Raw genomic sequence first — 14,901 nt, 5'->3', positions numbered from 1 at the left:
AGCGCAGATCCGGGATCATAACCACAGGGCGGAGTTTGGCGAAGATTGGTAACCCCGAGTCCCGTAACCACACCTTCCTGTGGCTATGGGTCCCGGATCAGCGCTCCGCTCCCGACAACGCTACGCGTTGTCGAGCGCTGCGCTTGTCCGGGACGACAGCCGTTGTTGCTGCCGCGTCCCGGCATGCCTTTCACATCGCGATGACATGATCGTCGATCTCGTCGATCCGGTTGACGCCGCACAGGCCCATGGTGGTGAGCAGCTCCTTCTGGATGATGTCGATCGCCTTGGCGACGCCGGCCTGGCCGCCGGCACCCAGGCCGTAGGCATAAGCGCGGCCGAGCATGCAGGACTTTGCGCCGAGCGCGAGCGCGCGCATCACGTCCTGGCCGGAGCGGATGCCGCCGTCGAACATGATCTCCATCCTGTCACCGACCGCATCGGCGATCTCCGGCAGCACCTCGATCGATGACGGTGCACCGTCGAGCTGCCGGCCGCCATGGTTGGAGACGACGAGCGCCTGCGCGCCGGTCTTGGCGGCTTCCTCGGCATCCTCGACGTCGAGGATGCCCTTGATGACCAGCTTGCCCGGCCAGATGCTGCGGACCCACTCGACGTCCTTCCAGTTCAGCGAGGTGTCGAACTGCGAGGCCGTCCATTCGGCGAGGCGATTGAGATCCTCGGTGTTCTTCACGTGGCCGGCGATGTTGCCGAAGGTGCGGCGCTTGCCCTGCAGCACGCCGGAGACCCAGCTGGGCTTGCTGGCGAAATCCAGCAGCTTCGACAGCGACCATTCGGGGGGCACGGTCATGCCGTTCTTGATGTCGGCGTGGCGCTGGCCGATGACCTGGAGGTCCACGGTGAGCACCAGCGCGCTGCACTTGGCCGCGATCGCGCGCTGGATCAATTCCTTGATGAAGCCGCGGTCCTTCATGACGTAGAGCTGGAACCAGAACGGCTTCTCGACATTGGCGGCGATGTCCTCGATCGAGCAGATCGACATGGTCGATTGCGTGAACGGGATACCGGCGGCCTGCGCGGCGCGGCAGGCATAAATTTCGCCGTCGCCATGCTGCATGCCGAGCAGCCCGACGGGGGCGAGCATCAGCGGCATGGTCGAGGGCTCGCCGAGAATCGTGGTCGAAGTGTCGCGCTTGGAGACATCGACCAGGATGCGCTGGCGGAACTTGATCGCCTGCATATCCTCGCGGTTGGCGCGCAGCGTCTCCTCGGCATAGGAGCCGCGGTCGCAATAGTCGAAGAACGCCTTCGGCACGCGGCGCTTATGCAGCGTGCGAAGATCGTCGATACAGGTGATATGTTTCATGATCGTTCCCCGGCCCGTCTTGTACCAAGAGTCTTGCATCGGAAGATTTCGGGGTCATCTAGCATGGTTGGATGCACAGCCAAATCCGTTTGCAGACCGTTTTGCAGGAGGGCGCCATGACGAAGCCGCACGCTGGACCTTCGCCGGAAGAGATCAAGGAGAAGCGTGATCTCGAGGAAGCCCTGGAAGAGGGTCTGGAAGAGACCTTTCCGGGCTCCGATCCCGTCAACGTCACCCAGCCGGCGCCGAGCCGCGGCGATGGCCACGTGAAGCGCAGCGATTAAACGGGTTCCACCCTGTTTCGAGGCCATGGGCCGGAAATATAATGTTAACAAGACGTTGTCGGTACGGCGGCGCCCCGGTTCCGTAATGATTCATCATATTTTTTGAAGCCAAGTTAGCCTCACAGGCATTATAACACGCCTAGCAAATCAGGGATGCGGGCCCCGTTCGGGCAGCCCGTGGTTGTCAAGGGGATCCCCTGGTTGTTGCTTGGGGGACGATATGAGTCGCAAATATTTCGGGACGGACGGGATTCGGGGCCGCGCCAACGGACTGATCACGCCGGAGCTCGCCCTCAAGGTCGGCCAGGCCGCAGGCCTTGCGTTTCAGCGCGGTGACCACCGCCACCGAGTCGTGATCGGCAAGGACACCCGCTTGTCCGGCTACATGATCGAATACGCGATGGTCGCCGGCTTCACCTCGGTCGGCATGGACGTGCTGCTGGTCGGCCCGATGCCGACGCCGGCGGTTGCGATGCTGACCAAGTCGATGCGCGCCGATCTCGGCGTCATGATCTCGGCCTCGCACAATCTGTTCGAGGACAACGGCATCAAGCTGTTCGGCCCGCAGGGCTTCAAGCTCTCCGACGACGTCGAGCGGCAGATCGAGCAGCTGCTCGACGAGCCCATCGACAAGCGGCTGGCACAGAGCGCGAGCCTCGGCCGCGCCCGCCGCATCGACGGCGTGCATGACCGCTACATCGAATTCGCCAAGCGCACGTTGCCGCGAGACCTCTCGCTCGACGGCCTGCGCGTCGTGATCGATTGCGCCAACGGCGCCGCCTACAAGGTGGTGCCCGAAGCGCTGTGGGAGTTGGGCGCCGACGTCGTGCCGATCGGCGTCGAGCCCGACGGCTTCAACATCAACAAGGATTGCGGCTCGACCTCGCCGGAAGCGCTGTCGCGGAAGGTGCGCGAGATGCGCGCCGACATCGGCATCGCGCTCGACGGCGACGCCGATCGCGTCATCCTGGTCGACGAGCGCGGTCATGTGGTCGACGGCGACCAGTTGCTCGCGGTGATCGCGCAGAGCTGGAAGGAAGACGGCCGCCTGTCGCGTCCCGGCATCGTCGCCACCGTGATGTCCAATCTCGGGCTCGAGCGCTTCCTGAAAGGGCAGGGGCTCGATCTGGTGCGCACGCCGGTCGGCGACCGCTACGTGCTCGAGCAGATGCTGAACGGCGGCTACAATCTCGGCGGCGAGCAGTCGGGCCACATCATCCTGTCCGACTACGCCACCACCGGCGACGGTTTTGTCGCTGCGCTGCAGGTGCTGGCGGTGGTGCAGAAGCTGCGCCGCCCCGTGTCGGAAGTCTGCCACCGCTTCGATCCGCTGCCGCAGATCCTCAAGAACGTCCGCCACAAGGGCGGCAAGCCGCTCGACGATTCCGACGTCAAGTCGGCGATCTCCGACGGCGAGAAACGGCTCAACGGCCACGGCCGCCTCCTGATCCGCTCCTCCGGCACCGAGCCGGTGATCCGCGTCATGGGCGAGGGCGAAGACCGCATCCTGGTCGAGGACGTCGTCGACACCATCGTCTTCGCACTCGGCCAGGCGGCGGCCTGAGGTCTTTCAAGCACTAGCGGGTAGGGTGATCTCACCCCACGGGCAGTATCGTAGGGTGGGCAAAGCGACAGCGTGCCCACGATTCTGGCGCCGTATCGGAAAGATGGTGGGCACGGCGCAAGGGCGCCTTTGCCCACCCTCCGATATCGGACTCGCGGGGAGGGTAAGACCCGCGCATTCCAGCCATTTGCGATTGACGGTGGTTCCATCGCCGCTTGCATCGTAATGAGCCGATGCGGCGGTTCGCCGCGCCGGCCGGGACCGCTGCATTGAACAAGCCTGTCGTCGTCTCAGAGGAAACGCTGACCGAGCCCGTCGTCGTCGACGTGGCACCCGCCGCCAAAACGGCAGGGCCGGCCTATGTCGTGCTCGCCGGCATCAGCTTCTCGCACTTCCTCAACGACACCATGCAGTCGCTGATCGCCTCGGTGTATCCGATCCTGAAGGACACCTACGCGCTCGACTTCGCGCAGATCGGCATGATCACGCTCGCCTTTCAGTTCACGGCCTCGCTGCTGCAGCCGGTGGTCGGGCATTACACCGACAAGAAGGCACAGCCCTATTCGCTGGCGATCGGCATGGCCTCGACCTTCTTCGGCCTCTTGCTGCTCAGTGCCGCGCACCAATATCTCGTCATCCTCGTCGCCGCCGCGCTGGTCGGTCTCGGCTCGGCGGTGTTTCACCCCGAATCCGCGCGCATCGCGCGGCTCGCCTCCGGCGGCCGCTACGGTTTTGCGCAATCGGTGTTCCAGCTCGGCGGCAGCTTCGGCACCTCGATGGGGCCGGTGCTGGCAGCGTTGATCGTGGTGCCGTTCGGGCAGGGCAGCATCGCCTGGTTCTCCTCGATCGCATTCCTCGCAATCCTCATCCTCTGGCGCATCGGCCGCTGGTATGCGCCGCAGATCAAGGCGAAGAAGACGGCGGCCGTTCAGGCGCATCCCGACGCGCCGAGCTCGCGCCGCGTCGCCGTTGCGCTGCTCGTGCTGGTCGCGCTGCTGTTTTCAAAACAGCTCTATGTCTCGAGCCTGTCGAGCTATTACATCTTCTACCTGATCGACCGGTTCGGCGTGTCGACGCAGGCAGCGCAGATCTATCTCTTCATCTTCCTCGCGGCGAATGCGGTCGGCGCGTTTCTGGGCGGTCCCCTGGGCGATCGCTTCGGCCGCAAGATCGTGATCTGGATCTCTATCCTGGGCGCGCTGCCGTTCACGCTGGCGCTGCCCTATGCCGGGCTCATCGGCAGCGCGGTGCTGTCAGTCATCATCGGCCTGATCATCTCCTCGACGACGTCGTCGATCATCGTATTTGCGCAGGAGCTGGTGCCGCACAGATTCGGCATGATCTCCGGCGTGTTCTTCGGCGTTGCCTTCGGCATCGGGGGCCTGGGCGCCGCCGTGCTCGGCAAGCTCGCCGACCACACCTCGATCGAGTTCGTCTACCAGGTCTGCGCCTACCTGCCGGCGATCGGCCTGCTTGCGGTGTTCCTGCCCAAGCTGCCGCGGCACGCGCGTTAACGGATTCTCTCCCGCTGCACTGCGGCTTTACACATCGTTAGCAATTGCGGCGTGAGGCGCTGCAATTTTGCAACGCTTCTCGTCCATGCGCGCGAGCAGTCAGGAAAAATCAACCTTAAAAATTAGGGTTAAGTGGCGCTTAAACATTTGCTGGCATCGTCCGCTCCGTGAGTTTCCAGAACGTGAGGCCTGCGTATTTGCCTCACCGGCCAAAAGGACGAAGCCAATGCGTAGCGTTAAGTCTCTCCTTGCCGCGGGTGCGGCAACCCTGATCTCGTCGATGGCATTCGCCGCCGATATGCCGATCGCGGCGCCCCCTCCCATGTACGCGCCGCCGGCCCCGCCCGCCGATTTCGGCGGCTGGTATCTGCGCGGCGACATCGGCTTCAGCAATCAGAAGACGAAGGATCTGCGCTACGGTCGCGAGTCGGCTTATTCGCAGCTCACCTCGTTCGATCAGCAGACTTCGTTCGACGCGGCCGGCATCTACGGCGTGGGCGTTGGCTACCGGTTCAACAATTGGTTCCGTGCCGACGTGACCGGGCAGTATCGCGGCAATTCAAATTTCAAGGGCACCGATCGTTTCACCGGGACCGCGGGCGGCGTGCCGTACAGCGGCATCGACAATTACAGCGCAAGCAAGTCCGAATGGCTGGTTTTGGCCAACGCGTACGTTGATCTGGGCACCTGGTGGTGCATCACGCCGTTCATCGGCGCCGGCGTCGGCGGTGCACGCGTTTCGATCGCGAACTTCACCGACACGGGCATCAACAACCTCGCCGTCGGAAATACCAGCTTCGCGAGCGCGCCGTCCGGCTCGAAGTGGAATTTCGCCTGGGCGGCCCATGCCGGTCTTGCCTATAAGGTCAATCCCAATCTCGTCCTCGAACTCGCCTACAGCTATGTCGACCTGGGCCCCGGACAAACCGGTGTCCTGTCGGACTACACCGGTGGGACCACGGGCAACGTCTTCAAGTTCAAGGATATCACCTCGCACGACCTGAAGCTCGGCGTGCGCTGGAATCTCGACAGCGCGCCGGCCTACATGCCGCCGCCGCCGCTTGTCACCAAGGGCTGATCGACACTTCGATCGGTTAGGACTTCTTAACGGCGCGGGATCATCCCGCGCCGTTTTGCTTTGCGTATTTTTCATGGCGAGTAGCGATGAAGGCGGCCGGCGCAACCATTGGTTAAGGTTAACGAGCCATGATCACGGATGAAAGTTCGAGTTCGATGGAGCGTTGCGATGCGTGGCCTTTTGTTGGCGGCGGCGATGTTGGGGACGGTGTCTGCCGCGCATGCGGCCGATATGCCCGATCTTCCCATCCTGCGCGGCAGCTTCACCGACGGTCTCACCAGGTCCAGCGTCAACTGGCAAGGCTTCTATGTCGGCGGGCAGGGTGGCTACGGCTCGTCCGATGAGAATTTCAACGGGTCGACCAGCAATATGATGGCGGCGCTGCTCGCAGACACCCTGATCGAGCAGGAGATGCAGGTCTCGCAATGGAATCTCGGCCTCGGAAAGGCCTCTCAGCGCAGCAGCGGATATGGTGCTTTCGTGGGCTACAATGCCCAATGGGACGATGTCGTGATCGGCCTGGAGGCCAGTTACCTGCACGGTAAGTTCGGCGGATCGACCACTGCCAGCGAAGCTCGCAGCAATACGCTGTCCGACGGCAACGTGCACACGGTGACGGCGAGCTCGACGGCTTCGATCGCGATCAAGGACATGGCAACGTTTCGCGGCCGGGCCGGTTATGCATGGGGATGCTTCCTGCCCTACGTGTTCGGCGGGCTCGCGCTCGGCAATGCCGATATCGTCCGCACGGTGAGCGCTCAGGATTTCGTGACGCCTGCCGGCGTTCTTCTGGGGCCGGTTTCCGCGAGCGAGGCGCAGCACAATCATCTGATCTACGGCTACAGCGGGGGGCTGGGCGTGGACGTCAACCTCGTCGGCGGTCTCTTCATGCGCGCCGAGTGGGAATACATTCGCTTCACTTCCCAGGTCGACACCAGTATCAACACCGTCCGCGCCGGCCTCGGCTACAAGTTCTGACGCAGCCGCGCACGCCGCGGTTGACAGCTCCGCGCCGTCCTGATGCTCTGTCGTTCCAACGCGGGGCGGCAGCGATGAAGATCTACGGCGACAGCAATTCCGGCAATTGTCTGAAGGTGAAGTGGGTCTGCGACAAGCTCGCATTGCCCTACCAATGGATCGAGATCGACACGCGCAAGGGCGAGACGCGCACGCCGCAATTCCTTGAGATGAACGGCGCCGGCCAGGTGCCCACCGTCGCATTCGACGACGGCCGCACGCTGGCGCAGTCCAATGCCATCATCCGCTATCTCGCCCGCGACAGCGCGCTCGTCCCGCGCGACGCCTTCATGGCGGCCAAGATGGACGAATGGCTGTTCTGGGAACAGTACAGCCACGAGCCCTATATCGCGGTGTGCCGCTTCCTCCTCGTTTATCTCGGCAAGGACGCATCCGAGCTCGACCCCGAAAAGGTCAAGCGCGGCTATGCGGCGCTCGACCGCATGGAGCAGCATCTTTTGGCCTCCCGCTTCTTCGCCGGTGAAGAGGTTTCGCTCGCCGACGTCTCGCTGCTCGCCTATACCCGCGTGGCGCATGAAGGCGGCTTCGATCTCGGCCGCTATGCCGCTCTCCGCCGCTGGATCGGCGAGGTCGAAGCGCTTCTCGGCCTCCCGCCGGCGCGCTGAGGTTGGAGTTGCCTGACATGAACGCCGAATCCGTCTCCATTCGCCGCGCGCGCCGCGACGACGTTCCAGCGATCGTGGCGATGCTCGCCGACGATCATCTGGGCCGCGCGCGCGAGCGCGTCGAGGATCCGTTGCCTGCCGCCTATTACGAGGCCTTCGCGCGGGTCGAGCGCGATCCGAACCTCACGCTCGTGGTTGCCGAGAGCGAGGGCAGGGTGGTCGGCTGCCTGCAACTCGCGATCCTGCCGGGCATCAGCTCGCAAGGCGGCGTGCGCGGCCTGCTCGAAGACGTTCGCGTTGCTTCGGATTGTCGCAGCCGCGGCATCGGCGAGCGGTTGGTGCAATGGGCGATCGCGGAAGCGAAAGCGCGCGGCTGCAGTCTGGTCGAGTTGCTGACGCATGCGAGCCGCGTCGATGCGCAGCGCTTCTACAAGCGGCTCGGATTCGCGGCGAGCCACCTCGGTATGACTGTCCGCTTTTGAGGCAGCTCCTCGCGAGCCTTGCGCGATCAGCGAATTCGGATCGCGCGCTTGTTCATATTAACAGCTGATAAACTACCCAGCCGTCGTTCACGTTGATCCGGGAACGAACGGTGCTAGGCAGCGTCAGACACCGGGCTCTGTCGGTTCGGGGATTTCGATGACAAGCTATTCAATGATCAAGGTCGGCAACGATTACGTCGTGCAGGCCAATGACAAGTGCATTTTGAAAGTCGGCAGCCGTCGCAGAGCCGCGCAATTGATCAGCGAGGCCACGGACTTGCTGAATGCGCTCGCGGTCGTCGAATCCCCTGATATCGCACCGGAAGCACCATCACGCCGCCGTGAGACGCCGGAACTTCCTTGACGACTCTTCCTGTTTCCCGTATCAGCCGCGGCGGGACACCTCCCCCCAACGGGAGGCTGACTATCTGGAAGGGTAGATATTATGACTGTAGCGAAGCCCGCTTCGCGGCCGAACGTGCCGCATTTCTCCTCCGGCCCCTGCGCCAAGCGCCCCGGCTGGAACGCCCAAAATCTCAAGGACGCAGCACTCGGCCGGTCGCATCGCGCGAAGGTCGGCAAGACCAAGCTCAAGCTCGCGATCGATCTGACGCGCGAAGTGCTCGAGGTGCCCGCCGATTATCGCATCGGCATCGTGCCGGCCTCCGATACCGGCGCGGTCGAGATGGCGCTGTGGTCGCTGCTCGGTGCGCGCCCCGTCACCACGCTCGCCTGGGAATCCTTCGGCGAGGGCTGGGTCAGCGACATCGTCAAGGAATTGAAGCTCAAGGACGTCACCAAGCTCAACGCAGCCTATGGTGAGATCCCCGACCTCGCCAAGGTCGATCCCAAGAGCGACGTCGTCTTCACCTGGAACGGCACCACGTCGGGCGTGCGCGTGCCGAACGCCGACTGGATCAGCTCTGCCCGCGAAGGCCTGACCATCTGCGATGCGACCTCGGCCGCGTTTGCGCAGCCGCTGGACTGGGCCAAGCTCGATGTCGTCACCTTCTCCTGGCAGAAGGCGCTCGGCGGCGAAGCCGCGCACGGCATGCTGATCCTGTCGCCCCGTGCGGTGGAACGGCTGGAAACCTACAAGCCGGCCTGGCCGCTGCCGAAGATCTTCCGCATGACCAAGGGCGGCAAGATCAATGAAGGCATCTTCGTCGGCGAGACCATCAATACGCCGTCGATGCTCTGCGTCGAGGATTATCTCGACGCGCTGAACTGGGCCAAGTCGATCGGCGGCCTCAAGGCGCTGATCGCGCGTGCCGACGCCAACACCAAGGTGCTCGCCGACTGGAAGGCGAAGACGCCCTGGATCGACTTCCTGGCCAAGGACGCTTCGATCCGCTCCAACACCTCGGTGTGCCTGAAGTTCACCGATCCCGCCATCACCTCGCTGTCCGAGGATGCGCAAGCCGACTTCTCCAAGAAGCTGGTGGCGCTGGTGGAGAAGGAAGGCGCCGGCTACGACTTCGCGTATTATCGCGATGCGCCGGCCGGCCTGCGCATCTGGTGCGGCGCCACCGTCGAGGCCAAGGACGTCGAGCTGCTGACGCAGTGGATCGACTGGGCTTTTGCCGAGACCAAGGCCACGCTCGCCAAGGCGGCCTGAGTTCTGACCCTCCCCTGGAGGGGGAGGGTCGACGCACCGTCAGGTGCGGCGGGGTGGGGTGATCTCTCCACACGGCGCACTGGCGAATTTCGAATTCGCAGCTTCACCCCACCCCGGCGCTTCGCGCCGACCCTCCCCCTCCAGGGGAGGGTGTGAAGGACACATCCCATGACCAAACCCAAAGTTCTCATTTCCGACGCGCTCTCGCCCGCTGCCGTGCAGATCTTCAAAGACCGCGGCGTCGAGGTCGACTTCCAGCCCAATCTCGGCAAGGACAAGGACAAGCTCGCCGAGATCATCGGCAATTACGACGGCCTTGCGATCCGCTCCGCGACGAAGGCGACCGCAAAGATTCTCGACAAGGCGACCAACCTCAAGGTCATCGGCCGCGCCGGCATCGGCGTCGACAATGTCGAGATCCCCGCCGCCACGGCCAAGGGCATCATCGTGATGAACACGCCGTTCGGCAATTCGATCACGACCGCCGAGCATGCCGTCACCCTGATGCTGGCGCTCGCGCGCGAAATCCCGCAGGCCGACGCCTCGACCCAGGCCGGCAAGTGGGAGAAGAATCGCTTCATGGGCGTCGAGATCACCGGCAAGGTGCTCGGCGTCGTCGGCTGCGGCAACATCGGCTCGATCGTCGCCGACCGCGCACTCGGCCTGCGCATGAAGGTGATCGCGTTCGATCCGTTCCTGTCGCCGGAGCGCGCCAAGGACATCGGCGTCGAGAAGGTCGAGCTCGACGACCTGCTCAAGCGCGCCGATTTCATCACGCTGCACACGCCGCTGACCGAGAAGACGAAGAACATCATCGACGCTGCCGCAATCGCCAAGATGAAGAAGGGCGTGCGCCTGATCAACTGCGCGCGCGGCGGTCTCGTCGACGAGCAGGCGGTGGTCGATGCACTCAATTCCAAGCACATTGCCGGCGCCGCGTTCGACGTCTTCGTCGAGGAGCCCGCGAACGCCAACGTGCTGTTCGGCCATCCCAACGTGATCTGCACGCCGCATCTCGGCGCCTCCACCACCGAAGCGCAGGAGAACGTCGCGCTCCAGGTCGCCGAGCAGATGTCGGATTACCTGCTCACCGGCGCGATCTCGAACGCGGTCAACTTCCCCTCGATCACGGCGGAAGAAGCGCCGAAGCTGAAGCCGTTCATCTCGCTCGCCGAGAAGCTCGGCTCGTTCGCCGGCCAGCTCACCGAGACCGGCATCCTCAAGGTCGAGATCACCTATGAGGGCCACGTCGCCGAGATGAAGATCAAGGCGATCACCTCCGCCGTGCTGTCGGGCCTGCTGCGGCCGATGCTGGGCGAGGTCAACGTGGTGTCCGCGCCCGTCGTTGCCAAGGAGCGCGGCATGGTGGTGGACGAGATCGTGCGTGCCGCCCAGAGCGACTATGAGAGCCTGATCACCGTGACGGTCGCGACCGAACGCCAGGAGCGCTCGGTCTCCGGCACCGTCTATCACGACGGCAAGCCGCGCCTGGTCGACATCAAGGGCATCCGCGTCGACGCCGAGTTCGGCAAGTCGATGATCTATGTCACCAACGAGGACAAGCCGGGCTTCATCGGCAGTTTCGCTGGCCTGCTGGGCGACGCCAAGATCAACATCGCGACCTTCCATCTCGGCCGCGTCGAGCAGGGCGGCGACGCTATCGCGCTGGTCGAGGTCGATGGCGCGGTCCCGGCGGAGGTGCTCGCCAAGGTGCAGGCCCTGCCGCAGGTCAAGCAGGTCAAGGCGCTGACGTTCTAGGAGGCCGTCATTCCGGGGAGATGCGAAGCATCGAACCCGGAAGTTCGAGATTCCGGGTTCGGCTCTCCGAGCCGCCCCGGAATGCATCAAATTCCGACCCGCGGAACAACGCCGCCTCCTCACCGGAGGCGGCGTTTTTATTTTCCGCGCCTGCCAAACTTTGTGTACCAATGGCGCCAGGACAACTCGTTCAAAGAGCGCTCCGTTCAAAATCGCTCGACAAGGGAGAAAACAATGCGTGAAGCCGTCATCGTTTCCTATGCGCGCACGGGCCTCGCAAAATCCGGCCGCGGCGGGTTCAACATCACGCCGCCGATGTCGCTCGCGGCCCACGCCATCCAGCATGCGGTGAAGCGCGCCGGCGTCGACAAGGATTATGTCGAGGACTGCTATCTCGGCAATTGCGCCCATGGCGCGCCCAACATCGGCCGCCAGGCCGCGCTGCTCGCCGGCCTGCCGAAGACCACCGCCGGCGTCTCGGTGAACCGGTTCTGCTCCTCGGGACTGCAGACGATCGCGATGGCCGCCAACTCGATCCGCTCGGACGGCGCCGACTGCATCGTCGCCGGCGGGGTCGAGAGCATCTCGATGCCGGGCGGCGGCACCCCGAAGGAATCGATCGATCCTGAATTGCTCAAGGTCGCGCCCGATATCTTCATGGCGATGATCGACACCGCCGACATCGTCGCCGAGCGCTACAAGCTCAGCCGCGAATATCAGGACGAGTTCTCGCTGGAATCGCAGCGCCGCATGGCGGCGTCGCAGCAGGCGGGCAAGTACAAGGACGAGATCGTCCCGATGAAGACCAAGATGAAGGTCGTCGACAAGGCGACCAAGGCGGAGAGCATCGTCGACTATGTCGTCGATCGCGACGAGTGCAACCGGCCCGAGACCACGATGGAAGGCCTCGCCAAGCTCGAGCCGGTGAAGGGTCCCGGCAAGTTCGTCACCGCCGGCAATGCCAGCCAGCTCTCGGACGGCGCCGCCGCCGTGGTGCTGATGGAAGCCAAGGACGCCGAGAAGCGCGGCCTGAAGCCGCTCGGCCGCTTCGTCGCCTGGGCGACCGCGGGCTGCGAGCCCGACGAAATGGGCATCGGCCCGGTGTTCGCAATTCCGAAGCTGCTCAAGCGCACCGGCCTGAAGGTCGACGACATCGACCTGTGGGAGCTCAACGAAGCCTTCGCCAGCCAGTGCCTGTACTGCCGCGACCAGCTCGGCATCGATCCCGCCAAATACAACGTCAACGGCGGCTCGATCGCGATCGGCCATCCCTTCGGCATGACCGGCGCCCGCCTCACCGGCCACCTGCTGCAGGAAGGCGCGCGCCGCAAGGCCAAGTGGGGCGTCGTGACGATGTGCATCGGCGGCGGCCAGGGCGGCGCCGGCCTGTTCGAGATCTACAGCTGATCCGGACCGCCACCGTCGTTTGAAGACAGGACAGCACGGCGCCACGAGCGCCGTGTTTTTTTGTCCGCGCCTGTGTATCTCACCGTGCATAACATGCCAGTAGAAACCTGGCGTGGGGAGTTCGTTACCTCTCGTATGACGGGTATCGTGCACAAGTACGTATTCATACGTGCCGGTAAATTAACGGTAGTTTCCTCGCCCTGACGTTTCATACTCGCATCAGCCACAACCGATTTTTGAAGCCAAGATGCGATTTCTCTCCCTTCGTCTCACCCACAAGATCACCGCGATCGGCGTCATCGGCGTCATCGGTGTCGTCCTGATCGGCGGCATCCATCTCTACGGCGAGAACGCGATGGCGTTCTATCGCGACGCCGCCGAGAAGGCGCGCACCATCTTCGAGCTGAACAACAGGATCGCCGTCGAGCTGCTCGAGGGACGCCGCGCCGAGAAGGACTTCCTCTTGCGCAGCGAACCGGCCAAGGCGCAGCGCCAGGCCGAGATCAGCCAGCAGGTCTCGCTCGATATCGAGAAGCTTCGCGCCAGGATTTCAGGGCTCGGCAAGCCCGAGCTGGTCGCGAGGATCGACGCGATGACCGCATCGCTGAAGACCTATCAGACCCGTTTCGCCGCGGTGGTCGAGCAGAGACAGCGGCTCGGACTCGATGAAAAGTCCGGTCTCGAAGGCCGCTTGCGGGCCTCGGTCCACGACATCGAGACCAAGGTCGGCGAGCTCCGGAATCCGTCGCTCAAGGTGACCATGCTGATGATGCGAAGGCACGAGAAGGACTTCATGCTGCGTCGCGACGCCAGATACGGCGACGACATGAAGAAGCGCGCGGCCGAGTTTGTGACGGGCCTCGACGAGCCCTCCATTCCCGCCGATGCGAAGGCCGAGTTGCGCCAGAAGCTCGCCGATTACCAGCGTGACTTCTTCGCCTGGATGGAGACCGCGCTGGCTCTGGGAATCGAACTCAAGGCGATGTCGGAGGCCTTCTCCGCGGTCGAGCCCGTCATCGAGCAGGTGTCGCAAGCGGTCGACCAGATCCGCGCCGAAGCCGACCGGCTGAACGATGCCCAGCGCGACAGCATCCAATGGTGGATCGGCGTTGCGATCGCGCTGATCGCATCCGTCGTGCTCGGCCTCGGCATCTTCATCGGCCGCTCGGTTTCCAAGCCGCTGTCGGCCATGCGCGCGGCGATGATCGAGCTCGCCAACGGCAATTTCGCCATCGTGCTGCCCGGGCTCGGCCGTCCCGACGAGATCGGCGAGATCGCGCAGGCCGTCGAGACGTTCAAGGTCAATGCCGAGCGGAAGGCGCAGGAAGAGGCGGAAGAGAAGATCAGGCAGGACAAGCTTGCCGCCGAGCGCCGCCGCGCCGACATGATCAGGATGGCCGACGATTTCGAAGGCGCGATCGGCGAGATCGTCGAGACCGTGTCGTCTGCCGCCAACGAGCTCGAGGCGTCGGCGACCTCGCTGACCACAACCGCCAGCCGCTCGACCGAGCTTGCCACGCTGGTCGAGGCGGCCTCCGAAGAGGCCGCGACCAACGTGCAGTCGGTGGCCTCCGCGGCGGAGGAGCTGACCGCCTCCGTCCACGAGATCAGCCGCCAGGTGCAGGCCTCCGCGCGCATGGCCGGCGAAGCCGTCAGCCAGGCCGGGCAGACCAACGACCGCGTCAGCGAATTGTCGAAAGCGGCTGCGCGCATCGGCGACGTGGTCGAGCTCATCAGCGCCATCGCGGGTCAGACCAATTTGCTGGCGCTGAACGCCACCATCGAGGCCGCGCGTGCCGGCGAAGCCGGGCGCGGCTTTGCGGTGGTCGCCTCGGAAGTGAAGGCGCTGGCCGAGCAGACCGCGAAGGCCACCGGCGACATTGGTCAGCAGATTTCCAGCATCCAGGTTGCGACGGAGGATTCGGTCGGCGCCATCAAGACCATCGGCGGCACCATCGAGCGGCTGTCCGAGATCTCCTCCACCATCGCTGCCGCCGTGGAAGAGCAGGGCGCCGCGACCGGCGAGATCTCGCGCAACGTCCAGAACGCGGCCGCCGGCACCACGCAGGTGAGCGCAAACATCAGCAGCGTGCGCCAGGGCGCGACCGAGACGGGCTCGGCCTCCTCGCAGGTGCTGTCCGCGGCGCAGTCGCTGTCGAACGACAGCAGCCGGCTGAAGATCGAGGTGAGCAGGTTCTTGGACACCGTGCGCGCGGCGTGATGTCT

The 14,901-nt window shown here is 64.2% G+C and carries 13 protein-coding genes; 12 read left to right on the top strand and 1 reads right to left on the bottom strand.

Annotated features, from left to right (window positions below):
* Positions 1-190: 190 nt before the first annotated feature.
* Entirely contained in the window at positions 191-1,327 is a 1,137-nt protein-coding gene (locus XI04_RS32100) for an alpha-hydroxy acid oxidase (protein ID WP_028140522.1), read from the bottom strand.
* Positions 1,328-1,443: 116 nt separating this feature from the next.
* Here XI04_RS32100 and XI04_RS32095 point away from each other — a divergent pair, with 116 nt between their 5' ends.
* From XI04_RS32095 to XI04_RS32040, 12 genes are all read left to right on the top strand, one after another.
* On the top strand, positions 1,444-1,611 hold the full coding sequence (locus XI04_RS32095; protein ID WP_162832259.1) for a hypothetical protein: 168 nt from the start codon (positions 1,444-1,446) through the stop codon (positions 1,609-1,611).
* A 220-nt stretch (positions 1,612-1,831) separates the two neighbouring features.
* The gene (glmM, locus tag XI04_RS32090; protein ID WP_028140521.1) at positions 1,832-3,175 is read left to right on the top strand and encodes a phosphoglucosamine mutase; all 1,344 of its coding nucleotides are present in this window, start codon (positions 1,832-1,834) and stop codon (positions 3,173-3,175) included.
* A 269-nt stretch (positions 3,176-3,444) separates the two neighbouring features.
* Positions 3,445-4,689, top strand: a complete 1,245-nt coding sequence (locus tag XI04_RS32085) for an MFS transporter (RefSeq protein ID WP_173015920.1) — start codon at positions 3,445-3,447, stop codon at positions 4,687-4,689.
* 226 nt (positions 4,690-4,915) lie between these two features.
* On the top strand, positions 4,916-5,767 hold the full coding sequence (locus XI04_RS32080; protein ID WP_244625847.1) for an outer membrane protein: 852 nt from the start codon (positions 4,916-4,918) through the stop codon (positions 5,765-5,767).
* 168 nt (positions 5,768-5,935) lie between these two features.
* Positions 5,936-6,745 carry an outer membrane protein gene (locus XI04_RS32075; protein ID WP_038947435.1) on the top strand — a complete coding sequence of 270 codons (810 nt, stop codon included), beginning with the start codon at positions 5,936-5,938 and terminating at the stop codon, positions 6,743-6,745.
* Positions 6,746-6,819: 74 nt separating this feature from the next.
* On the top strand, positions 6,820-7,410 hold the full coding sequence (locus XI04_RS32070) for a glutathione S-transferase family protein (protein ID WP_028140517.1): 591 nt from the start codon (positions 6,820-6,822) through the stop codon (positions 7,408-7,410).
* A gap of 17 nt (positions 7,411-7,427) precedes the next feature.
* A complete protein-coding gene (locus XI04_RS32065) occupies positions 7,428-7,892 on the top strand; it encodes a GNAT family N-acetyltransferase (RefSeq protein WP_212474914.1) in 465 nt (154 codons plus the stop codon).
* A 172-nt stretch (positions 7,893-8,064) separates the two neighbouring features.
* On the top strand, positions 8,065-8,256 hold the full coding sequence (locus XI04_RS32060; protein ID WP_240536301.1) for a hypothetical protein: 192 nt from the start codon (positions 8,065-8,067) through the stop codon (positions 8,254-8,256).
* A gap of 81 nt (positions 8,257-8,337) precedes the next feature.
* Entirely contained in the window at positions 8,338-9,510 is a 1,173-nt protein-coding gene (locus XI04_RS32055) for a phosphoserine transaminase (protein ID WP_212474913.1), read from the top strand.
* Positions 9,511-9,678: 168 nt separating this feature from the next.
* Complete coding sequence (serA, locus tag XI04_RS32050) at positions 9,679-11,268, top strand: phosphoglycerate dehydrogenase (protein WP_038947431.1); 1,590 nt, start codon at positions 9,679-9,681, stop codon at positions 11,266-11,268.
* Between the two features lie 234 nt (positions 11,269-11,502).
* Positions 11,503-12,675: a thiolase family protein gene (locus tag XI04_RS32045; protein ID WP_028140513.1), complete on the top strand. Its 1,173-nt coding sequence runs from the start codon at positions 11,503-11,505 to the stop codon at positions 12,673-12,675.
* 247 nt (positions 12,676-12,922) lie between these two features.
* Positions 12,923-14,896, top strand: coding sequence for a methyl-accepting chemotaxis protein (locus XI04_RS32040; RefSeq protein WP_028140512.1), 1,974 nt, complete (start codon positions 12,923-12,925; stop codon positions 14,894-14,896).
* Positions 14,897-14,901 lie beyond the last annotated feature (5 nt).

The sequence above is a fragment of the Bradyrhizobium sp. CCBAU 11430 genome (genome assembly GCF_028128855.1).
GTDB lineage: Bacteria > Pseudomonadota > Alphaproteobacteria > Rhizobiales > Xanthobacteraceae > Bradyrhizobium > Bradyrhizobium ottawaense.
Note: the sequence above shows the minus strand (reverse complement) of the source record. Positions and strands in the feature narration are given on the sequence as shown.